A 23,558-nucleotide genomic window follows, 5' to 3' on the forward strand; every position below is an offset into this window, starting at 1 on the left:
ACGACCTGCCTTACGGGTGAACGGGGTGGGATGAGGATGCGTCGGGCGCGGATGCCGCCGCAAGCACCGGTGTTGCGGCCGGTGCGGCGGCAGGCGAAACGGTGAAGCCGACCAGGGTGATGTCGTCGCGCTGTGCCCGCTCGCCCTGATGCTCGGCCAGGGCCTGCGCGAAGGCGGCCCGGCGCTCCGTCATCGGGATCGCGTCATGCTCAAGCAGCATCGCGGCGAAGCGGCGGTTGCCGAAGCCGAAGCCGCGGGTGCCGCCGGCCTGATCGAGGAAGCCGTCGGTGGTCAAATAGAAGCTGCGTCCGGGCGCCAGCTCCACCCGGTGGGTGGTGAAGCGGTGGCTGCTGTCGGACCGGCGATAGCCCAGGCTCTGCGCATCGCCCTTCACCTCATCGACGGTCCCGCCGGCAGCGGAGTCGACGATGTGCAGGCCGATCCGCCCGCCGGCGAACAGCAGGTCTCCCCGGTCCGGCCGCACGAGGCACAGCCCGATGTCCAGGCCGTTGTCGAAGCGCGGGTTGTCGCGCCCGCGGGCCAGTGCCGCGCGCACCATGCGGTTCAGCCCGCCCAGGATCGTCGCCGGATCGCTGTCCGGCGTTTCCGACAGCACATGGTCCAGGACGGCCGACACCGTCATCGTCATGAAGGCCCCCGGCACGCCATGGCCGGAACAGTCGGCGACGCCGATCAGGAAACGGCCGTCCTCCAACTCGCGGAAGATGTGGAAATCGCCGCCCACCACGTCGCGCGGACGCCAAAGCACGCAGACGCCGTCCAGGTGCCGTGCCATTTCCCGCTCGTCGGGCAGGATGGCGGATTGCAGGAGGCTGGCATACTGGATGCTGTCCATCACCTGCCGGTTGACGACCGCCAGCTGCTCATTGGACTGGCGCAGCTCCTCCGTCCGTTCGGCGACGCGCTGTTCCAGCCGCTCGGTATAGCCGTGGACGGTTTCCGCCATGTGGTTGAAGGCGACGGTCAGCTGCCCGATCTCGTCGGCGCGGGTGTTGCGCAGGCGGACGCGGTAGTCGCCGGCGGCGATGGCCCCGGCGGAGCGCGTCAGCCGGGCGAGCGGCGCCAGCACCAGCCGGTTCAGCAGGATGCTGATCATGCCGATGACGGCGAGCAGCGAGAAGAAGACCAGTCCGGCCATCGGCGCCAGCGCGGTCATGGTGGCGCTTTCCGCCTCCTCCAGCGAATAGGTCATGCGCAGCAGGCCGACCATCGTGCGCTCGCCGTTGCTGCCGGACATGACGATCTGCTTTTCGACGGTCGTCAGCTCGGCCCGGCCGGCCGGACGCTCCAGCGCCACCAGCGGCTCGCCATGGCCGCCGCGGCCGCCGGAAGCCGCCCACACCTTGACGCTGCGCACCGCCGCGTCCTCGGCCAACAGGCCGCGGATCATCGCCTCCACCGCGCGGGTGTCGAACTCCCACACCGCCTGCCCCATGGCCGAGGCCTGGAGCGTGCCGACCAGGGTCGCCCGGTGGGTCAGCGCCTCCCTCTGCTGCCGGCCGACCAGGACGGAGGAGACGCCCATGGCGATCAGCCCGACCAGCAGGGTGCAGCCGACGATCATCAGGATGACGCGGGTCAGCAGCGACGACCCGCCGGCACGGACCACCTCGTCGCCCGACCCCTGGGGGCCGGCGCCGCGCAGCGTATAGGATTCGGTGTCGTCCCATCCCGTGACGCTCATCCACATCCTCCTGACCCGGCCGATCGGACGATCCGTGTTCATGGCGGGTTTCAAGTCAGCCGCGGCCCCGGTTGCCGGATCCGCGATAGTCCCAGGCGCATCAGTAAATCCACCCTCGCGTGCAGCATGCCGACAGTCATCGAACCGGCCGGCGGACATGATGCATGTGGCGGATAAGGTTACCCTTAGCACGACGGGATCAATCAGTCCTGAAATAACATTCGGCACCGGCTTCATGCAGTGTCGGGACATCCGGGAAAATGGGAACAATCGGAAACCGGCGGAGACCATTTCCATCCAATTGCGACGAAGTGTAACAACGGCCTGGCCACCCGGCTGAAGCCTTTGGGGGAAAGCGGTTTTTCCCGTAGACGCCCGCGTCGCCGGCCGTGCTACCCTCGGATACTGTTGCTTGTGGCAAGAGCCGGCGGCTGGAGCTGTCTTCTGGGGGAGAGCGAAGGATGGCGTTTGGTGTTCGTGCATTCGTTGTCCCGCGGACCGTTCCAGCCAGACTTGCCGCCGTCGGCGGGGCCGTTCTTGCCGCATTGGCCGCGACGGCGTTGCCCGCCGCTGCGCGTCCGGTGACCGTGCTGGCGCCGGAACTGCCCCCGATGATGAGCGCCGACGGCACCGGGCGCGAGGCCAGCATCATCGCGGAGACGCTGGCCGCCTGCGGGCATGAGGCGCATTTCAAGGTCGTCCCCTTCGGCCGCCACTGGAACGACTACCGCGACAGCGTCCAGGGAAGCGCGCAGGCCGGCGGGCAACCGGGAGGGCAGATCGACGCCGTCTCCACCGTCCCGGCGGGCATGGAGATGCCGGGAGCCCGCTCCGCCCCCTACATCCTCTACCAGAACGGCGCCTCCGTGCTGAAGAGCAGCGGTTTGACCGTGCAGTCGCTGGCCGATCTGGCGGGCAAGCGCGTCATCACCTTTTCCGGCGCGCCGGACGTGCTGCCGGGGCTGCGCGCCGCCATCCCCAGCTTCGGCGATTTCCGGGAGCGCGCCGACCAGATGGTGCATTCCAACCTGCTGTTCGCCGGTCGGGTCGACGCGGTTCTGGCCGACGGCCTGATCTTCGCCGAATACAACCGCCAGCTTCAGGAAAAGGCGAAGGCGGCCGGCGGCCTGCCCTTCGACCCGGCCCAGCCGGTGCAGTTCACCGCCATCTTCCCGCCCACCGCCTACAGCATGGTGTTCCGCGACGAACAGCTGCGCGCCGACTTCGACCGCTGCCTTGCGGAGATGAAGGCGAAGGGGCGCCTCGACGCCATCGACCGCGACTGGGTCGGCCGCTATTCCGCGACGGTCGGCGACCGCTACCTGTCCCAAAGGTGAGGTCGCGGAACCGGATTTGCGGAACCGGGGTTTATCCCATCCGTCCGATATGGTTTGCGTAACCGCTTCGGGCGTTTAATATAACTTCATATGAATGTGAATGGGGGCGTGAGGCGTCGTGGCCCGGATCATTGTGGTCGAGGACGAAGCCGACCTTCGTGACGATCTTGTCGAATATCTCGACCGCTGCGGGTTCGAGGTGGGGGGTGCGTCGCGCGGCGCCGAGCTGGACCGCCTGCTGGAGGCAGGCCCGGCGGATGTGATCGTGCTCGACATCAATCTGCCGGACGAGGATGGATTCTCGGTCGCCCGCCGCGTCCGCGCCAGCTCTTCGGCCGCCATCATCATGCTGACGGCGCGATCCGGACTGATCGACCGTGTCATCGGGCTGGAGCTGGGCGCCGACGTCTATCTGGTCAAGCCGGTCGATTTCCGCGAGGTGGAGGCGCAGATCAAGGCGCTGATGCGCCGGATGCAGAAGGGCGCCGCACCGCAATCGGCCACAGAGCAACCGGCGGGGATCGGGGTGTCGTTGCCCGGTCCGGCGCCTGCCCTTGCCCCTGCGGACTCGCGCAAGGTCTGGGTGTTCGACGACATCGAATGGCGCATCCAGCCGCCGACCGGTTCCGCCGTGCCGCTGACCGCGACGGAGTACAAGTTTCTTTCGCTGCTGGTCGCCGCCCCCGGTGAGGCGGTCAGCCGCCAGGACATTTCCGTCACCCTGACCGGCCGCGATTGGGACCCCTACAGCCGCTCCATCGATTCCCTGGTCCGCCGCTTGCGCATCAAGGTGGAGGAGCGCAGCGGCTGCGCCCTGCCGGTCCAGGCGGTCCACGGCGTCGGCTATGCCTTCGTCGGCCCGGTGGTGACCAGCGCGGTGGAGGACAGCGCCGACTGAGGCCGCGCTGCCGGCGGTGTGCTGCCGGCGGCAAGGGGCGTTGGCGGCGGGTCTCCACCCCGGTCTCGGCACTCGACTCCCGGCCCTCCTTCGGCGATGGTAGCGCCCGCAAGGAAGGGACGAGAGACCACCATGACAGATGCCACCGCCGCCTCCGAGAACACCCCCGCGACCGGCAGCCCCGCTTCCGGCGGCGCCAATTCGGGCAGCGACGGCAGCGGCCTGTATCTGGTCGACGGCTCGGGCTTCATCTTCCGCGCCTTCCATGCGCTGCCGATGCTGACGCGACCGGACGGCACGCCGGTCAACGCGGTGCTGGGCTTCTCCAACATGCTGCTGAAACTGCTGGCCGACGCCAAGGCGGAGGCCGTGGCGGTGGTCTTCGACAGCAAGCGCCTGAATTTCCGCAACGAATTCTACCCCGACTACAAGGCCCACCGCCCGGAGCCGCCGGAGGAGCTGAAGCCGCAGTTCGCGCTGATCCGCGAGGCGACGGAGGCCTTCTGCCTGCCCTGCCTGGAGCTTGAGGGCTATGAGGCCGACGACCTGATCGCCACCTACGCCCGTCTGGCGCAGGAGGCCGGCCGGCCGGTCACCATCGTGTCGTCGGACAAGGACCTGATGCAGTTGGTCCGCCCCGGCGTCGGCATGTTCGACCCGATGAAGAACAAGGCCATCGGCCCCGACGAGGTGTTCGAGAAGTTCGGCGTCCCGCCGGAGAAGGTGGTGGACGTACAGGCGCTGGCCGGTGACAGCGTCGACAACGTCCCCGGCGTGCCCGGCATCGGCGTGAAGACAGCCGCCCAGCTGATCACCGAATACGGCGACCTGGAAGCCCTGCTCGCCAATGCCGAGAAGATCAAGCAGCCGGCCCGCCGCCAGAAGCTGGTCGAGTTCGCCGATCTGGCCCGCGTCTCCCGCCGTCTGGTCCTGCTCGACGATCAGGTGCCGCCGCCCAAGCCGCTGGACGAGCTGCGGGTGCGCGAGCCCGATCACCAGCGGCTGATCGACTTCCTGCGCGCCCAGGGCTTCCGCAGCATCGTCTCCCGCGTCGAGATGGAGATGCAGAAGGACGGCCGCATCGCCGACGGGGCCGGCGGCTCGCTCCCGGCCCCCGGCTCCATGCCCAGCCCTGCGGCGAAGTCGCCGGCGACGGCGGAAAGCCCGGCCACGGAGGACCGCCCGGCCCGCAGGACGGTGCTGAACGTCCCGGAGGTGCGCTACGAGCTGGTCCAGGATGCCGACGCGCTGCGCCGCTGGGTCGAGCGGGCGCGCGAGACCGGCGTGCTGGCGGTCGACACCGAGACCGACAGCCTGACGCCGGCCACCGCCACGCTGGTCGGCGTCTCGCTGTCGACCGAGCCGGGCATCGCCTGCTACATCCCGCTCGCCCACAAGGCGGAGGGTGCGGCGGCGGCCGGCCAACTCGATTTCGAGGCCCCGACGCCGCCCAGGCAGATCGCGACCGACGAGGCGATGGCGATCCTGAAGGACGTGCTGGAGGACCGGTCGGTCCTGAAGATCGGCCACAACTTCAAGTTCGACCATCAGCTGTTCGCCCGCAACGGCGTCAACGTGTCGCCGGTCGACGACAGCATGCTGATCTCCTACGTGCTGGAGGGCGGGTCGCACGGCCACGGCATGGACGAACTGGCGGAGCTGCACCTCGCCTACACGCCGATCCCCTTCAAGGAGGTCTGCGGCACCGGCAAGAACCAGATCACCTTCGACCGCGTGCCGCTGGACAAGGCGCTGGCCTATGCCGCCGAGGACGCCGACATCACGCTGCGGCTATGGACGCTGCTGAAGCCGCGGCTGGTCGACGACCGCATGGTCACCGTCTACGAGACGCTGGACCGCCCGCTGGTCCCGGTGGTGGCGGACATGGAGCGGGCCGGCGTCCACATCGACAAGAAGGCGCTGTCCGACCTGTCGCAGAGCCTGTCGCTCCGCCTCGCCGAGATCGAGAAGGATGTCCATGCGCTGGCCGGCCAGAGCTTCAACATCGGCTCGCCCAAGCAGCTGGGCGAAATCCTGTTCGACACTCTCAAGCTCGGCACCGGCAAGAAGGGCAAGACCGGAGCCTATTCCACCGACAGCAGCGTGCTGGAGGAGCTGGCGGAACAGGGCCACACCATCGCCCAGCGTGTGCTCGACTGGCGCCAGCTCGCCAAGCTGAAGAGCACCTACACCGACGCGTTGCAGGAGAAGATCTCGCCGGTCACCGGCCGCGTCCACACCGCCTTCGCGCTGGCGGCGACCAACACCGGCCGCCTGTCCTCGACCGACCCCAACCTGCAAAACATCCCGGTGCGGACGGAGGAGGGCAAGAAGATCCGCCGCGCCTTCGTCGCGTCCCCCGGTTACAAGCTGCTGAGCGTCGATTATTCGCAGATCGAGCTGCGTCTGGTGGCGGAGATGGCGAACATCCAGGCGCTGAAGGACGCCTTCCGCGACGGGCTGGACATTCACGCCGCCACCGCCGCCCAGGTCTTCGGCATCCCGCTGGAGCAGATGACGCCGGACATCCGCCGCAAGGCCAAGGCGATCAACTTCGGCATCATCTACGGCATCTCCGGCTTCGGGCTGGGCCGCCAGCTCGGCATCGCGCCGGGGGAGGCCAACGCCTTCATCAAGACCTATCTGGAGCGCTTCCACGAGCTGAAGGTGTGGATGGAGGCGACCAAGGCCTTCGCCCGCCAGCACGGCTATGTGGCGACGCTGTTCGGCCGCCGCTGCTACATGCCCGGCATCCAGGAAAAGAACGCCGCCCGCCGCGCCTTCGCCGAGCGTCAGGCGATCAACGCCCCGATCCAGGGCACCGCCGCCGACATCATGAAGCGGGCGATGAACCGCATGCCGGGCGCGCTCGCCGCCGCCGGCAGCAACGCACGGATGCTGCTGCAGGTGCACGACGAACTGCTGTTCGAGGTGCCGGAAGCGGAAGCCGAGGACGCCGCGCGCATTGTGCGCGAGGTGATGGAGGGTGCGGCGACGCTCGGCGTGCCGCTGGTGGCGGAAGCCGGGATCGGGGATAACTGGGAAGAGGCGCACTGAGGGGGGCGAGAACCCCCCTCTCCCTCCCCGGGGAGAGGGGATTGCAGTTTTTTCCTACGCCACGATCCGTACCGGCACCCCCTTCGCGGCGGGCGTCTTCGACGCCTCGTCGTGATACCACAGCGGAATCAGCGGGTTCATCTCCGGGTAGTACGCCCCGACGCAGCCGCGCGGCAGCTGGAAGGGCGTCACCGTCAGCCCTCCCACCCGGCGGTCGACGTCGTCGCCGGCATCGCTCGCCAGCGCCACCACCTGACCCTCGCGCAAGCCGGCGGCGGCGATGTCCTGCGGGTTCATCAGCAGCACGTCGCGGGTGCCCTCGATGCCGCGCAGGCGGTCGGAGTAGCCGTAGATCGTCGTGTTGAACTGGTCGTTCGACCGCATCGTCATCAGCCGCCAGCGGCCCGGCGCATCCTCGAAGCCGATGGCGCGCAGACGGCCCGGCGGGGTGAAGTGGGCCTTGCCGGACTCCGTCTTCCAGATCCGCTCGCGTGCCGGGTTGCCGCGGTAGAAGCCGCCGGGGGTGAAGACCCGCTCGTTGAAATGGTGGAACTGGTCGGGATAGGTCGCCTCGATCTGGGCACGGATGCGGCGGTAATCGGCCACCCACGCGTCCCATTTTACCTTCGGGTTGGGCGGCAGGGTCGCCTTCGCCATGCCGGCGACGATGGCGACCTCCGATTTCAGATGCGGGCTGGCCGGCGTGTTGTTGCCGAGCGAGCCGTGGATGCAGCTCAGGCTGTCCTCCATCGTTACCGCCTGCGCGCCGCTCTCCTGCACATCCTCCTCCGCCCGGCCCAGGCAGGGCAGCAGATAGGCGACCTCGCCGTTGATCAGGTGGCTGCGGTTCAGCCTGGTCGCGATCTGCACGGTCAGGCGCAGGCGCGACCAGGCCGCCTCCATCCGCTCGCGCTCGGGGATGGCGCGGACGAAGTTACCGCCGAACCCGATGAAGGCCTTCACCTCGCCCGACAGGATCTTCTCGCAGGCCTTGACGGTGTTCAGCCCCTCCTTGCGCGGCGGCTCGAAGCCGTACTGTTCGGCCAGCCGGTCGAGCGGCACCAGCTCCGGCTTTTCGGAGATGCCGACGGTGCGCTGGCCCTGGACGTTGGAATGGCCGCGCACCGGCGAAATGCCGGCGCCGTCGCGGCCGATGTTGCCCTTCAGCAGCCACAGATTGACCAGAGCCCCCAGCGTCTCCGAGCCGTGCACCTGCTGGGTCAGGCCCATGCCGTACATGGCGATGGAGCGTTCCGCCTCGATGTAGATGTCGGCGGCCTGCTTTAGGTCGGCGCGGGTCAGGCCGGACTCCTCCTCGATCTCCTCCCAGCCGATGGCGTCGACCCGCGCCTTCATCTCCTCGAATCCGGCCGTGTGCTGGGCGATGAAGTCGTGGTCGAGGATATGTTTGCCGTCCGCCTTCCGCTCCTTCTCGGCGGCCAGCACATGCTTGATCAGGCCGGTGATCGCGGCGATGTCGCCGCCGGTCTTGACCTGGAAATAGAGGGTGGAGATTTGGGTGTCCTTGCCCGTCAGCATCTCCAGCGGGCTCTGCGGGTTGCGGAAGCTCTCCAGACCCTTTTCCCGCACGGGGTTGAAGGTGACGATCTTCGCGCCGCGCTTCACCGCGTCCTGCAACGGGTGGAGCAGGCGGGGGCTGTTCGACCCGGTGTTCTGGCCGAAGAAGAAGATGGCGTTGCAGCTCTCGAAATCGTCGAGCACGCAGGTGCCGACCGGCGAGCCGATCACCGTCTTCAGCCCGACCGAGGTCGTCTCGTGGCACATGTTGGAGCTGTCGGGCAGATTGTTGTGCCCGTAGAGCCGCGCGAACAGCGCGTAGAGATAGGAGGTCTCCAGGCTGGCGCGGCCCGAGGCGTAGAACACCGCCTGTTCCGGGGCGATGGCGCGCAGCTCCGCCCCGATGGCGGCGAAGGCCTCGTCCCAGCCGCAGGGCACATAGCGGTCGCCGGCGCGGTCATAGCGCATCGGGTGGGTCAGCCGCCCCTGCTGCTCCAGATCGTAATCCTTCCAGCCCTTCAGCTCCGTGACCGTGTGCTGGGCGAAGAAGTCGGGAGTGCAGCGCCGGCTGGTCAGTTCCCAGATCGTCGCCTTGGCGCCGTTCTCGCAGAACTCGAAGGCGCGGGGCTTGGCCGGCTTGGCCCAGGCGCAGGACACGCACATGAAGCCGCCGGGCTTGTTCTGCCGGCGCAGCGTGTCGAGCACGGCGGGGGTCGGCCGTTCCTCCCCCATGATGCGGGCCATCGACCCGACCGACCCCCAGCCTCCGGCCGGACCGTCGTAATGCGGGGTGTCCTTGTCGTCCGACAGGCCGTCGATGCTCATGGGGCGATACTCTGGGGAGTGGTCTTGCGACATTTCGGGGGCAGGCTCCTGGGACCGGAACGTCGGTTCCGACAAGGATCCAACCCGGCGGACGGCTTCGGGTTCCCCGAACCGGTCAGCGCTTCTTCTGGGAACTGGTGTTCCGGACATCCGGCTTGGACAGCACTGCGCGCAGCAGTTCGGCGTTCTTGCGTGCCTCCTGCTTCTGGCTGTCCCAATTGGCGGCGATCAGGTCCTGGCCGCGTTCGCGGGCATAGTCGCCCAGGCGCTGGAACAGCTCCACCCGTTCCTCGTGGGTCCGCAGGGCGACCCAAAGGGCCGTTTCCATCGCTTCGGCCTGCGCCGCCTCCATGCTGTCGGGGCTGTAGGCATGGCCGACATGGCAGCGGAAGCGCAGCACCGGTCCGTCATGGATCTCGCTCAGGCCGCCGCCGCATTCCGGACAGGACAGGGTGGTCGGCTTGCCGACCGCGTTGGTGTCTTCTGACACGGCTGTGAACTCCTGCTCGGCGATCCGCGCCTCCGTGGCGACATCGAGCGGCACGGGTGGGCCAGATGGGGCCGGTTCGGCGGCCAGCCGGTACAGCAGGGCCGGCATATGGGCGAGCGGCAGGACGTGATCGGCCTCGCCTTTGTCGATGGCGCTTTGCGGCATTCCCGGCCATTCGGCATCGTCCGGATCCTGGACGACGCCGATGCCGCCGCAGCGGCGGATCGCCCGCAGGCCGGACGTGCCGTCATCCAGGGTGCCCGACAGCACGACGCCGACGACACGGCTGCCGAAGGCGACCCCGGCCGAGCGGAACAGCGGGTCCACCGCCGGCCGGGTCCGGTTCTCCCGCGGGCCGCGGCGGACCAGCACCCGGTCGCGGTGGACCAGCAGATGGTGGTCGGGCGGCGCCACATGGATGTGACTGGGGCGGATCGGTTCGCCATCCACGGGATGGAAGGCCGGCAGCCAGCCGATCCGTTCCAGCAACTGCGGCAGGACGCTGGTGGCATTGGGCGTGATGTGGAGAACGACGAACACAGTCGGCGCCCATCCTTTCGGCATCGCGCCGAACAGGCGGGTGAGAGCGGTCAACCCGCCGGCCGACGCACCGATGGCGATGATGTCGCGATTCTCCATGAAACCAGAACAGGTCCGCATCCGCGGCGTTTCACGATTGGCTGAATAATTCACCTGTTGCTTGCAGCAGTTCCCGGGAAGGGCGTAGGTCTCCACGTCGCTTGAGCCGGGGGCGGGCAGGCGATTATGCTTGTCCCGACACCGTCATGACGCAGACTGATGACCAAGAAGACCGACGATCCCGACAGCGATTTCAACAATCTGATCCGTCACATCCAGGAAAGCCGCGGCATCGATTTCCGCGGTTACAAACGCACGAGCCTGGAGCGGCGCATCCGCCGGCGGATGGAGGAGGTCGGCTGCGACAGCTTCGCTGCCTACCACGCCTTTCTGGAAGTCCACCCGCAGGAATTCGTCGATCTTCTGAACACCGTCCTCATCAACGTCACCTCCTTCTTCCGCGACACCGAGTCGTGGGAGGTTCTGCGGCGGGAGGTCGTTCCCCGCATCCTGGAGCGCAAGGGCGACAAGGGGGCGATCCGCATCTGGAGCGTCGGCTGTGCCTCGGGCGAGGAGCCCTATTCGCTGGCGATGATGTTCGCGGAGGTGCTGGGGACTGTGGACTTCTGCCGCCGCGTCAAGATCTACGCCACCGATCTGGACGATGCGGCGCTGAACACCGCGCGCCACGCCACCTATGCGCCGCGCGACGTGGAATCGGTGCCGGAGCCGCTGCTGGAACGCTATTTCGAGCGCATCGGCAATCATTACGTGTTCCAGCGCGACCTGCGCAAATGCGTGATCTTCGGCCGCCACAATGTGGTCAGCGACGCGCCGATCTCCCGCATCGACCTGCTGATCTGCCGCAACCTGCTGATCTATCTGGAGGCCGACACCCAGGGCGTCGTCCTGCCGCGGCTGCATTACGCCCTGGTCAATGACGGCTTCCTGTTCCTGGGCAAGGCCGAAACCCAGCTGGCCCGGTCGCGCATGTTCGAGCCGGTCGACCTGAAGAGCCGCATCTTCGCCAAGGTGCCGCAGGAATGGCGGCGGAGTGCCGGCGGAAGCCTGTCGCTGGCCAACGACGCCGGCGGCCCCCGCGTCAACCAGCAGATGCGGCTGCTGGAGAGCATCGTCGACAGCAGCTCCACCGGCTATCTGGCGGTGAACGCCGAAGGGGTGCTGGTCTTCGCCAACACCCATGCCCGCCGCCTGTTCGACGTCGAGGAAACCGACATCGGCCGCCCGTTCCACGACCTGACCATCTCCTACCGTCCGACCGAGCTGCGCAGCCGGATCGAGGAGGTGCGAACCTCCGGCCGCATGGTCCGCATCGAACACCAGCCCTTCACCCGGCCGGAGGCCGAGCCGGTCCGCCTGACCATCGAGGTGGCGCCGCTCCACAGCCGCGACGGCAAGGCCTTCGCCACTCTGCTCAGCTTCTTCGACACCAGCCGCATCTTCCTGTTGCAGCAGGAGATCGAGGCGGCACAGGAAAGCCTGGAGACGACCATCGAGGAACTCCAATCCTCCAACGAGGAGCTGGAGACGACCAATGAGGAACTCCAGTCCACCAACGAAGAGCTGGAAACGACCAACGAGGAACTCCAGTCCACCAACGAGGAACTGGAGACGATGAACGAGGAGCTGCGCTCCACCAACGAAGAGCTGGAGGTCGCCAACGAGGAGATGCGCCGGCAGAGCGAGGAGGCGGGCGAGTATCGCCGCTATTCCGAATCGATCCTGCGCAGCATCGACGTCGGCATCATCGTTCTGGACGACAACCTCACCGTCCAGTCCTGGAACCGCTGGAGCGAGAATGTCTGGGGCCTGCGCAACGAGGAGGTGGCCGGAGAGCTGTTCCTGGATCTGGACATCGGCCTGCCGGTTCAGCGGCTGCGCCGCCCCCTGCACGACATCCTGACGACGCAGGCTCCGGCGGAGCCGGTGGAGATGGAGGCGATGGACCGCCGCGGCCGGCGCATCGCCTGCCGCATCCGTCTGTCGCCTCTGCTCTACGACAACCGGGCAGCCCGTGGGGCCGTGCTGATCATCGAGGACGTGACGGAACGGGCGCGGTCCGACGCCTTCGTCGAGTATCTGGGGCGCATCATCGGCCAGTCCCTGAACGAGGTCTATTTCCTCGACGCCGCCAATTTCAATTTTCAGCTGGTCAACAAGGGAGCGGAGGAAAAGCTGGGCTATTCGCTGGATGCGCTGCGCCAGATCGCGCTGCACGACCTGATGCCGGACATCGACGCGGCCGCCTTCAGCCGGCTGGTCGGGCCGCTGCTGTCCGGGGAAAAGGCGGAGATCGTCCTTGAAACCACCATCGAGCGTCCCGACCAATCGGTCCGCCCGGTTGAGCTTTGCATGCAGTATTTCGGTGAGGAACAGCCGCCGATCCTCGTCGCCCTGGCCCATGACGTGACCGAACGGCAGCGGATCGGCCTCGATGACAGCCGCGTGGAGGCGGCCAGCAATTGATCGTCAGGCCGATTTATACGATGGCGGCGCGTGGAGGTCGCGAAAGGTCCGGTTGTGATCAGGGTGGCCGATGCTGGCCACCCCGCCTGTACTCGATCCGGCTCATATCAACTGGCCTAAAGGAATAGGGTGGAACTGCGGCTGACTGTGACAGTTTAGATAATGAACCTACGGCTGGTTTGTCTGAACGACTCGATGCAAAGTTGCTCATTGGTGGCGCTGGCAGGGGCTGCACAGGATGTCGGATGCGCACGGATACAAGGGAGCGGAGCGGGTCGCGACCACTGGCGTGAAGGCTAGGCCGCTGATCGTGCAGCCCCTTTGGGACCACATGGACCATGCCGTCATCGTTACCGACTGCAATCTCGATGCGCCGGGACCGATCGTCCTCTATGTCAACCGGGCCTTCACCACCCTGACCGGCTATCGGGCGGACGAGGCCATCGGCCGTTCCCCACGCTTCCTGCAATGCCGCCGCACCGATCCCGCCGTGTCCGCGACCATCCGGCGTGACCTGCGGCAAAACGGTGCGGCCCGCGTTTCCCTTGTCAACCGCCGCAAGGACGGCAGCGACTATCTGTGCAGCCTCGTCATCACGCCACTGGTTGGGGTGCGCGGCGAAACCGAGCATTTCATCTGCGTGGCCCAGGCCCTGAAGGAAGACCGCACTCCCGACGCGCTGATGCGCCTGTCGGCCGAGCTGGAGCAGGCGCAGACGCTGATCGAGGATCTGGAGCGGCGTCAAAGCGACGCCGATGAGTTGATCGACCGTCAGCATCGTGAAATGGCGATCGTGACGGAGCGCTACCGCGAGTCCCTGTCTCAGCTGGATGCGATCCAGGAAAGGTTGGCCATCCGCGAGACTGCGCTGGACCGCCGCGGCAGGGATTTCGAGCGCTCGGATTCCGAACTGAACGCCTCGCTGGAAGAGCTGCGAGCGATGGACGAGGAACTTCGCGCCACGCTGGAGCAGATGGAGGACTCCAACATCCAGCTTGCCCAGGTCAACGAGGAACTCCGTCGCCTCCAGGCCGCCGATGCCGACAAGCTGCAGCTCCTGGCATCGGCCAGCCACGACCTGCGCCAGCCGGTGATGTCGATGGGGCTGTTCCTCGATGTCCTGCGCAACCGCCTGGGCGAGGCGGAGCGGCCGATCATGGGCGGGCTTCTGGCGGCACACCTGTCGATCCGCACCCTGCTGGACGGCATGCTGGACACTGCGAGGCTGGACGCCGGAGCGATAGAGCCGGTGGTCGAGACATTGCCGGTCGCCCTGATGCTAGAAATCATCCATGGCGAATTCATGCCGCAGGCCGAAATGCGCGGCCTACGCTTCCGCGCCGTTCCCAGCACCGCGATGGTGGTCAGCGACCCCCAGCTGCTGGAGCGCATCCTGCGGAACCTCGTCGCCAACGCGCTGAAATACACCGTGTCCGGCAAAATCCTGCTGGGCTGCCGCCGCTGCGGCGATTGCCTGCGCATCGAGGTGTGGGACACCGGCCCCGGCATCCCCGAGCACAGCCAGCAGGCCATATTCGAGGAGTTCCGGCAGCTCGACAATCCGAGCCATGATCAGAAACACGGCGTCGGGCTGGGGCTGGCGATCGTCTCGCGGCTCGCCGGCCGGCTCGGTCATCAGGTTCAGTTGCGCTCCTGGCCGAACCGTGGATCGGTCTTCTCGGTGACGGTTCCGCTGGCCGAACGTAAAAGGCGCAAGCGCCGCCGTTGATGGTGTGGCTTGCCACCTTCGGTTTGGAGGACGGTTATCCCCATGCGCCGTCTACGTGCCGATGGAACGGTTCATCCCAAGGCCAAATCGGTCCAAAGTCGCATCATGGCCCTGCGTCTCTATGGCCAAGTGGCACTTTTGCACGAGTAAAGGGGAACAAACGTGGATCATCACGTGCAGCACGCTCATGACTCAGCAAAGTTGGATCAGGCGTCCGACCGCCGGGGCTTGTCCGGCGCTCCCCTCAAGTTCCTGATCGTCGACGACCATGCCCTGGTCCGCTACGGCCTGTCGCTGGCCTTGCAGCAGCGCTATGAGGACGTCGCGATCGTCGAGGCGGGATCGCTGGCCGATGCCACGCGCAAGGCGCACTCCGAACCGGGTCTCACCGCCATCCTCTACGATCTTCAGATGGGCGACGCTGACGAGCACAGCGGTTTGGCCGAGATGCTGGAGGCGGCCGGCGATGTGCCGGTGATCGTGGTTTCGGGGGTGACCGACGGCAACGTCATCGCCTCCTGCATCCGCGCCGGTGCCCGCGGCTTCGTCCACAAGGGATGCGACGGCACGGTGCTCGACCAGGCGCTGCCCATTGTGCTGGAAGGCGGCATCTTCGCCCCGGCGCCGCCGGCCGTGCGCGGCGGCACGCCGATCCGCATTCCGCTGCCGGCCTCCGCGACGCCGGTCCGCACCGAAGGCGATGCCGTCAACAGCCTGACCGACCGTCAGCGCGAGGTGCTTCGCCTGCTTCTGGAAGGCCAGTCGAACAAGGAGATCGCCCGTGCGCTGGGTGTGCTGGAGGGCACCATCAAGGTCCATCTGCGCACCGTGATGCAGCGGCTGGGCGTTCGCAACCGCACCCAACTGGCGCTGGCGACCATGAAGTCGGGGATCAAGCTGTCGTCCTGATCGGTAAAGGGTGGGGGCTATTGCGGCGTCGGGCCGATGCCGCGTTGCTGGGCGGCGTCCAGCAGGCTGACGAGTTCGCCCGACACCCACCAGCGGCAGCGGCGGCGCTCCTCGGTCGCGACGGTCACGACGCGCTCGATCAGCCTGCTTTCCCCGGCGTTCAGCTCACGGCCATCGCGCAGGGCCCGCTCGGCGATGCCCAGCAGGGTCTTGTCGATGGCCGTCACCTCGATGGGGTAGCCGGCCTCCTCCGCCAGTTCGCACAGATCGGCCATGGCCGACAGCGCGTCCTCCCGGCCATAGGCGCCGATCTGCCGGAACAGGGCGGCCAGATGCTCCCCGATTGCCGTCAGCCAGGGGTTGGTCGAGGCGGCGATGCCGCGGCGGCGCAGCCGGTGGTTGAAGCCGTTGATGAAACGCACCGGGTCGATCAGCGGCCGGGCGGAGGTGCTGGCGTTCAGGGTCAGCAGCCGGTGGCTCAGCACCGGCACCACCTCGCCCTCGACCAGCCCGGTCACCCGGCCGACGGCGGCCGAGACCGCCGCCCAGTTGCGTCCGCCGCGCTCGACGCCGAAGCCCTGCAACGCGTCGTACCAGCGGAAGGCACGTTCCTGCAGGCGGTCCACCGTCTCGCCCGCCGTCAGCTGCGGCGGGGCAGGGCGGCTGAGATGCAGATCCTCCAGCTTCTGGCGCAGGCATTGCCAGGCGAACTGCACATGCCCGACCGCCGCCTCCACCAATGCCGGGCTGGGGGACATGCCATGGAGGGCCAGCGCCTGATCGGGATCGCGCGACCCGTTGATCAGGGAGAGCGCATAGTGCATCGCGCCGTCGGCCGAGCCGTGCTCCGCCATCTCCGACACGGCGTGCAGGATGCCGATGGTGTCGCGCGGACGGACCATCCCCTTCCACAGCGGCGCATGTTCCAGCATGGAGTCCAGCATCGCCAGATCGCCCATCGACAGCGGCGCCACGCCGGCCAGCCCGCGCTTGCGCAGCAGCGTCAGCCGTTCGGCGTTGGCGGTCGCCAGCAGCGGCCCGGCCACGCCGCGCTGGCGCAGGACGGCCAGCGAGCGGACGCGAAGCTCCTCCGCCCAGTCCGCTGCGGCGGTGGAGGCGAGGACCCTGTCCAGCGGATGTTCGCTGGCACGGGCGGCGATGTCGGACTGCACCCGTCCGGCCAGTTCGCGCAGATGCGGCAGCAGGGCGAACCACCAGGCACTGGCGTCGACCACATGCATGCAGCCGGGCGGCCGGCTTTCCGCCAGCATCAGCTGGTCGGTGCGCAGCATCACCGGATCGAACCAGCCGGTCCAGATGCGGCGCGCATGTTCGGTGCGCGGGCCGTTCAGCATGGCGACGATCAGCCGGCCGACCTCCACCGTCATCTGATCGTCTTCCAGATGCCCGGCCTGCACCAGCTCGAACAGCTTGGATTTCTGCGCCCGGTCCAGCGGAGCCAGAATCGCCTTCACCTTGTCCAGGCTGACGGAAGCCGGATCGGGTTCGACCGCGCGGAGCGGAGCGGTCAGAAGGGAGGCGCTGCGGTTGGGGCGGCCGGCCATTGGCGTTCACGGGCGCTGCTGAATCACGGCAATTTTAGGTACTGGCACGAATGATTGCTACTGGTATGTCGTGACATATTCTGTCGAGCTGTGTCGGAGCCGTTTCTTGCAGCACCTCCGCAACTTTTGGCCGACGGGCCGACACAATTGAAACGAGATGCATCAAATGCATCCAAAATTTATTTCATTTAAGCGCTAAATCGTCCCTTCACACATGTGTCCCGTACACCCATTATGGGGTCAGGCATCGCCTCACGCATCAAGGCGCTCACATGGTTCCGCAACAGATCGCCGACACCGCTCCCAGGTTGTTCAAAGTCATGACCCAGGCCGACTCCCGCAAGGCAGAGAAGATCGGACCCGAGCAGGCGGCAGACGATTTCGTCGCCCGTCTCGCCGCGGCCGGCCTGCCGGCCGACGAGCGGGCCGAGGCCTACGAGGCGGCGCTGAAGCGGCTGATGGCACACCTGATCCGGCAGGAAGGCTGGCTCGCCGAGGAATTCACCGCCGTCGCCCGGTCGCTCGGCGCCTACTGACCGCTTCCGCCGTCCACACGCCGGCCGCCCGTCCACTCAGGACCGGCGGCCTTTTTGCGTTTGTGGAGCGTTTGCAGAGGGTGGCCGTCCTCCCCTCTCCCCGGCGGGAAGAGGGGATGGCCACTGCCCTCACCGCTCGTTGAAGCTGTCGGACAGGGCGAAGTAGATCGGCTTCAGCAGATATTCCAGCAGCGACCGCTCGCCGGTGGGCAGCTCCACCTGGGTGGTCATGCCGGGAAGAACCGGGTGCTGGACGTCGTTGCGGCCGACATGGTTGCGGCTGAGCGCCACGACCGCCTTGTAGTAGGGGCGGTGCTGCTCGTCCAGGAAGGTGGAGGCCGAGATGCGCAGCAGTGTGCCGGTGATGGCGCCATAGCGGGCGAAGTCGTAGGTCAGCACCTTGACCGTCGCCTCCTGCCCGACCTGGAGATGGCCGACGTCGCGCGGGGTGACATGCGCCTCCACCGTCATTTCATGGTCGACCGGGACGACCTGCATCAGCACGCCACCTTCCGGCACCACCGCGCCGATGGTGTTGACCCGCAGAATCCTGCACCAGCCCGCGCACCGGCGACAGCACGGTCAGGCGCTGGGCACGGTCGTCGAGCTTGGCGCGGGCCTCGCGCAGCTGGGCGATCTCGGCGGTGACGGTTCCCATCTCGGTCACGGCGTCCTGCGACAGCTTGGCCGACTGGTCGAGGATGCGGTTGCCGGCCTCGGTGATCGCTTGGCCGGTGGCGATGATCTGCCCCTCGATCCGCCGCTGCTCACCCATCAGGCGCGACTGCTCGCGCTGGGTTTCCAGCGATTGCAGCTTCGACGACAGGCCCATCGATTCCAGCTTGTTGCGGATGTCGACCGATCCGGTGATGAAGGTGATCTGGTCCTTGATGCTGGCCAACTGCCCCTCATACAGCGCCAGTTCCGCCTCGCGCTGCGACACCTGGGCGCGCAGGACGGCGATGGCGGTGTCGCGGGCCTGGCGCTGGGTGTCGTAGATCAGCTTCTGGTCGGCGACCTGCGACTCCGTCTGCGGCGTGTCGGGACCGGCGACGCGGGCGAAATCGGCGGCCCGCCCGGCGGCGAAGGCGCGCAGCCGCTCCGCCCGCAGTTCCAGCGTCAGCAGCCGGGCATTCATCTGCTCCCGCTCCGCCTGGACCTGCTTGGGGTCGAAGGCGAGCAGCGGCTGGCCGGCCTCCACCAGATCGCCTTCCTTGACCAGGATGGACGACACGATGCCGCCCTCCAGATGCTGGACGACCTGGGCATTGCCGGACGGCACCACCTGCCCGGCGGTGACGACGGCCTCCTTGACCGGCATCAGCGTGGCCCAGGTCAGCAGGGCCGCCATCAGCAGGACCAGCACGAGGATGGTGGCGCGGACCAGCGACAGCGTCGCATCGTCGGCGCTGAGCGATTTGCCGGTGGGGCGGGCGAGGTCTGAAGCGGCCATCTTGCGGTTCACACGGGACTGGAGGAAAGAGCGAAAGGCGTCGGTGCCCGATCGGCGCCAGATCAGCGTTGTGGCGTAGCGGCGACGCCGGGCGGGCGTTGCAGCCCGATCCCACCCAGCAGCGCCCCGGCGATGCCGTTGGCGACGCTGTTGCCGCCGCCCGGGCCGCCGCCCGGGCCGCCATTGGGACCTGTTCCGGGGCCGACCGGACGGGGGCCGGGCAGGCCGCCGGCCGGGGCGGCGGGGCCGATCATGCCGGCATCCATGGTCAGCACCGTGTCGGCCAGCGTCAGGTGGCTCGGCCGGTGGGTGACCAGGAAGATGGTGCTGTGGCTGCGCAGGGCGGCGAGCGCCGCGTGCAGCGCCTTGTCGCCCTCGAAGTCCAGCCGGCTCGCCGGCTCGTCCAGCAGCAGGATGCGCGGACGGCGGATATAGGCGCGGGCCAGACAGAATCTTCTGGGTCAGGCTGGGCGACAGGCGCAGCGACTGGTTGTCGCCGATGCGGGTATCCAGCCCGCGCGGCAGCGCCTCCACCTCGTCCAGCGCGCCGGCCAGCGACAGCGCCCAGCGCAGTTCGGCCTCGTCGGCGGTCTGGTCGGCGAAGCGGAGGTTCTGCGCGATGGTGCCGTAGAACAGCGAGCTGGCTTGCGGCACATAGCCGATGGACTTGCGCAGGTCGACCGGGTCCATCTGGCGGATGTCGACGCCGTCGACCCGCACATTGCCGGCCTGCGGCGCATAGAGCCCCAGCATCACCTTCAGCAGCGACGACTTGCCGGCGCCGTCCGGCCCGACGATGGCGACGATCTGCCCCGGCTTGACGGTGAAGGTCACGCCGACCAGCGCCGGATCGGCATCGTTGCGGTAGCGCAGCGACACGCGGGAGAAGGAGACCTCGCCCTTCAGCCGGCGCGGCTGCAAGGTGGCGCAGCGCGGCTCGCGCTCCGGCCGGATGCTCATCAGGCCGTTGATCTGGCGGGCGTTGGCGCGCAGCTGCTCGATGCGCGGCAGCATGGAGACGGCGGTCTGCAACGGCACCATCACCCGCCACAGCAGCATCATCGACGCCATCAGCGCGCCCGGCGTCATCGTGCCGGCGAAGACCTGGAGGGCGCCGACGCCGACGGTGGCCAATCCTGCCACCGGCACCACCAGCCCGGCCAGCGCCGCATGGGTCGCCGACAGGTTGGCGGCGGTGTGGCCCGACCGGGCGGTGCGGGCGGACAGCCGGTCATAGCGGTCGCGCCAGTGGGCCAGCCCGCCGATGGCGCGCAGGGCCGGCATCTTGGCGACCATCTCGACGAAGAATTCCTGCCGCTCGGTGTCGGCCCGCGCGGTGATGCCGGTGCGGGCTCGCACCATCGGGTGGACGGCGGCGCCGATTGCGGCGGTGACCAGCACGGCGGCCAGCGGGACGAGGGCCAGCGGCCCGCCCAGCACCGCCATCACCATCAGATAGAACAGGGCGAAGGGCACGTCGAACAGCGCCGCCACCTGCCCCTGGCTGATGAAGTCGCGGATCGACTCCAGGTCCTTCACCCGCGCGATCTGCGTGCCGATGGCCGCCCGCTCGCTCATGCCCACCGGCAGCATCAGGATGCGGTCGATGGTGGCGTTGCTGACGGTGCGGGCGATGCGCGATCCGGCATGGGCCAGCGCCCGGCCACGGATCTGGCGCAGGGCGAAGTCGCCGGCGATGACCAGGAAGGCGCCGACGGCGATGGTGACCAGCGTGTCGAACGACCCGGTGCCGATCACCTTGTCGTAGATCGCCATGGTGAAGAGCGGGGCGGCGACGGACAGCAGGTTGATGACGGCACTCAGCCCCAGCACCGCCCACAGCAGCGGGAAATAGGCGTGGATGACCGAGCCGACCCAGTTCTGGCTCCCGGCGCCGGAGGCGGACTCCAGCGGCGTGAAGACGTAAGCCGTGCCCTTGCCGTAGTTCAGCGTGACCGTTTCGCGCGACTGGCCGCTGAAGGCGGTGACGCCGTCGGCATCGGCCGACAGCAGCGTGTAGATGCCGCCGTCGCGGGCGCGGAACAGGCAGGGCAGCAGCGACGGCTCCGGCCGGCCGAGGTCGAAGCGCAGGCTGCGCCCCTCGAAATGCAGGCGCTGGAACACGTCGCACAGCTCCTCCACCGTCTGCACCTCGGAGAAGTGGGGCAGGGCTTCCGCCAGCGTCTGCGGCGCGCCGCGCCAGCCGAGCGCGTCGAGCAGCGGCACCATGCAGGCGCCGACGGCCGACGCCTCGGCCAGACGGCGGCGCAGGATGTCGCCATCATCATGGGCGGCACGGATCGGCTGCGCATCGGTGCCGGATTCGGCCTCCGGTTCCACGGCGCTGGAGACGGCGGCCACCAGGGCCGGCTGTCCCCCGACGGCATCGGCGGCCGGGTTGCGGGCCACCGCAAGGCCGTCGACGATCTGCACCACCCGGTCGGCCAGCGACAGCAGCGACGGGCGGCTGCTGACCAGCAGGATGGTGACGCTGCCGCGCAACTCGTCCAGCGCACGGCGGAACGCCTTGTCGGACTCGACGTCGAGCGACGAGTTCGGCTCGTCCAGCAGCAGGACGGCCGGTTCGCGGACCAGCGCGCGGGCAAGGCAGATCATCTGGCGGGCACCGCGCGGCAGCGCCTCCTGCGAGGCGTCGCCGACGATGGTCTCGTAGCCCTGCGGCAGGCTGGCGATGCGGCGGTCGAGGCCAAGGCGCCGGCAGACCTCCATCGCCAGATCGGCCCGGCTGGGGTCGAACAGCGTCAGGTTCTGCAGGATGGTGCCTTTGAACAGCTCCGGATGCTCGCCGACATAGACGACGCCGCCGATGCCGATCATGGCGTCGGCCCCGGTCAGGGTGCGCACGCCGACCCGGACCTCGCCGGACCGCGGCCGCAGCACGCCCAGGATCAGGCGCAGAAGCGTCGTCTTGCCCGAACTGTTGGTCGCCACCACGCCCAGCAGCTCGCCCGGCCCGACGCTGAGCGACAGGCCGCTCAGGATCTCCGGCCCGCGGTCATAGGCGAAGACGACCTTGTCCATCTCGATGGAGCCGGGGGCCAGCGGCGTGGCGACCGCACCGTCCGACTCGGGGTTTCCATCCCTGGCGACCGGCGCCGCGGCGCCGTTGGATCCGACCTCCAGCAGGACATGGCCGATGCGGCGCAGGGCCAGCGACACCGACTGGTAGCGCACCCAGCGGTCGAACAGCGCCTGCACCGGCTGGACGCAGCGCCCGGCCAGCATCGAGCAGGCGGTCAGCACGCCGGTGGTCATCGCCCCGTCGATCACCGACACGCTGCCCAGCAGAACCACCAGCATCATCGTCGCCTGCGCCAGCGTGCCGGCGACGACGGAGGCGGTGCCGCTGAGCCGCGCGACGGTGAAGTCCTCCTCGCTGCAGCCCTGTTGCAGGCGCTCGTGGCGGCGCAGCAGGCCGGCCTCGGCCCCCAGCCCCTTCACCGTGTGGACGCCGCCCAGCACCTCGCTGATGAAATTCAGGCGCCGCTCCTCCAGCGTGTGGCGGCTCTCCAGCGCCCGGCGCATCCGCCGGCCCAGCACGGCGCCGACGATCAGGAAAAGCCCCAGCACCGCCACCGGGATCGCCGCCAGCCAGCCGGCCAGCAGGGCGATCAGGCCCAGGTAGAGGGCGGCGAAGGGGATGTCGATGGCCGATTGCAGCGCCTGGCCCGAATAGAATTCCCGCACCAGCTTGATGGCGCGGTAGACCTCGAAATGGGTGCCGATTCCCTGCTGGGAAAAGGCGTTCAGCGGCATGTGCATCAGCCGGTCGATCAGCGACGCGCTCGACTGGTGCTCGATCCTCGCCCCCATCCAGGTGGTCAGCGCCGAACGCGCGACCCGCAGGATCGCCTCCATCACCGCCGCCGCCCCGCAGCCGATGCCGAGCAGAAGCATGGTGCCGTCGGATTCGTTCGGCAGGATGCGGTCGTAGACGTGCAGCAGCGTGACCGGCAGGGCCAGTCCGAAGATGTTCAGCGCGAAGGATGCGAGGATCAGCATCCCCCGGTCGCGGCGCGGGCCCAGCATGCCGGACAGCAGGCGCCGCGCAGCCTTCTCGGCCGCACGGTTGCTGTCGCCGCGGTCCCGGCCGGTCGAGGCCTTGGCCGAGTCGGCGGAGGATGTGGTGCGGGAAGTGGGCTGAGGGGCGGGCTGCAAGCGGATCGACCTGTTTCACGGAGTTAACCGAGCGCTAATCAACACCATATTTGCTAGTGATAGGTAAATCCGCGAATAGCAACAAAAGGCAACCGAGTGACAAAGCGCGTTGCGCGCGGCCCTTCGGAGTTTGCGCGAAAGCGGTAAAAACCCAACAGTCCCAAGGGATTTCGTTGCCACTGGGTGGGCCCCCTGGGGTAGAGGTGGTGGGCGGTTCAGCGTCCAACATGTTGAAACTCATCACAGGATGTTTCTTATCACAAGCAAGTAGGAGCGCTAGAACCTAGGGTC

The 23,558-nt window shown here is 68.0% G+C and carries 13 protein-coding genes; 7 read left to right on the forward strand and 6 right to left on the reverse strand.

What is annotated here, in order from left to right:
• Positions 1-10 precede the first annotated feature (10 nt).
• Entirely contained in the window at positions 11-1,705 is a 1,695-nt protein-coding gene (locus tag ACWPN8_RS28120) for a SpoIIE family protein phosphatase (RefSeq protein ID WP_492243135.1), read from the reverse strand.
• A gap of 461 nt (positions 1,706-2,166) precedes the next feature.
• On the opposite strand from ACWPN8_RS28120, the gene ACWPN8_RS28125 reads away from it, so the two are divergent.
• The 3 genes from ACWPN8_RS28125 to polA all read left to right on the forward strand — a co-directional run bounded on the left by ACWPN8_RS28125 (position 2,167) and on the right by polA (position 6,997).
• Complete coding sequence (locus ACWPN8_RS28125; protein WP_492243136.1) at positions 2,167-3,042, forward strand: substrate-binding periplasmic protein; 876 nt, start codon at positions 2,167-2,169, stop codon at positions 3,040-3,042.
• A gap of 118 nt (positions 3,043-3,160) precedes the next feature.
• Positions 3,161-3,940 carry a response regulator transcription factor gene (locus ACWPN8_RS28130; RefSeq protein ID WP_109450993.1) on the forward strand — a complete coding sequence of 260 codons (780 nt, stop codon included), beginning with the start codon at positions 3,161-3,163 and terminating at the stop codon, positions 3,938-3,940.
• A 132-nt stretch (positions 3,941-4,072) separates the two neighbouring features.
• On the forward strand, positions 4,073-6,997 hold the full coding sequence (gene polA, locus ACWPN8_RS28135; RefSeq protein ID WP_492243137.1) for a DNA polymerase I: 2,925 nt from the start codon (positions 4,073-4,075) through the stop codon (positions 6,995-6,997).
• 54 nt (positions 6,998-7,051) lie between these two features.
• Here the strand turns inward: polA and ACWPN8_RS28140 are convergent, their stop codons facing one another.
• Complete coding sequence (locus ACWPN8_RS28140) at positions 7,052-9,340, reverse strand: FdhF/YdeP family oxidoreductase (protein ID WP_492243138.1); 2,289 nt, start codon at positions 9,338-9,340, stop codon at positions 7,052-7,054.
• A gap of 115 nt (positions 9,341-9,455) precedes the next feature.
• The gene (locus ACWPN8_RS28145; RefSeq protein ID WP_492243139.1) at positions 9,456-10,469 is read right to left on the reverse strand and encodes a chemotaxis protein CheB; all 1,014 of its coding nucleotides are present in this window, start codon (positions 10,467-10,469) and stop codon (positions 9,456-9,458) included.
• A gap of 159 nt (positions 10,470-10,628) precedes the next feature.
• On the opposite strand from ACWPN8_RS28145, the gene ACWPN8_RS28150 reads away from it, so the two are divergent.
• The 3 genes from ACWPN8_RS28150 (at position 10,629) to ACWPN8_RS28160 (ending at position 15,534) form a co-directional block, all read left to right on the forward strand.
• Positions 10,629-12,896 carry a CheR family methyltransferase gene (locus ACWPN8_RS28150; protein ID WP_492243140.1) on the forward strand — a complete coding sequence of 756 codons (2,268 nt, stop codon included), beginning with the start codon at positions 10,629-10,631 and terminating at the stop codon, positions 12,894-12,896.
• A gap of 238 nt (positions 12,897-13,134) precedes the next feature.
• Complete coding sequence (locus ACWPN8_RS28155) at positions 13,135-14,625, forward strand: PAS domain-containing sensor histidine kinase (protein WP_492243141.1); 1,491 nt, start codon at positions 13,135-13,137, stop codon at positions 14,623-14,625.
• A 228-nt stretch (positions 14,626-14,853) separates the two neighbouring features.
• Positions 14,854-15,534, forward strand: a complete 681-nt coding sequence (locus ACWPN8_RS28160; RefSeq protein WP_492243142.1) for a LuxR C-terminal-related transcriptional regulator — start codon at positions 14,854-14,856, stop codon at positions 15,532-15,534.
• A gap of 17 nt (positions 15,535-15,551) precedes the next feature.
• On the opposite strand, the gene ACWPN8_RS28165 is transcribed toward ACWPN8_RS28160, so the two are convergent.
• Positions 15,552-17,099: a hypothetical protein gene (locus ACWPN8_RS28165; RefSeq protein ID WP_492243143.1), complete on the reverse strand. Its 1,548-nt coding sequence runs from the start codon at positions 17,097-17,099 to the stop codon at positions 15,552-15,554.
• Positions 17,100-17,419: 320 nt separating this feature from the next.
• On the opposite strand from ACWPN8_RS28165, the gene ACWPN8_RS28170 reads away from it, so the two are divergent.
• Complete coding sequence (locus ACWPN8_RS28170) at positions 17,420-17,635, forward strand: hypothetical protein (RefSeq protein ID WP_492243144.1); 216 nt, start codon at positions 17,420-17,422, stop codon at positions 17,633-17,635.
• Positions 17,636-17,764: 129 nt separating this feature from the next.
• Here the strand turns inward: ACWPN8_RS28170 and ACWPN8_RS28175 are convergent, their stop codons facing one another.
• A complete protein-coding gene (locus tag ACWPN8_RS28175; RefSeq protein ID WP_492243145.1) occupies positions 17,765-18,133 on the reverse strand; it encodes a beta-barrel domain-containing protein in 369 nt (122 codons plus the stop codon).
• Positions 18,108-23,267: an ABC transporter transmembrane domain-containing protein gene (locus ACWPN8_RS28180; protein ID WP_492243146.1), complete on the reverse strand. Its 5,160-nt coding sequence runs from the start codon at positions 23,265-23,267 to the stop codon at positions 18,108-18,110. The genes ACWPN8_RS28175 and ACWPN8_RS28180 overlap by 26 nt, the downstream gene beginning before the upstream one ends.
• Positions 23,268-23,558: the final 291 nt, after the last annotated feature.

The sequence above is a fragment of the Azospirillum sp. UENF 112521 genome (assembly GCF_058780665.1).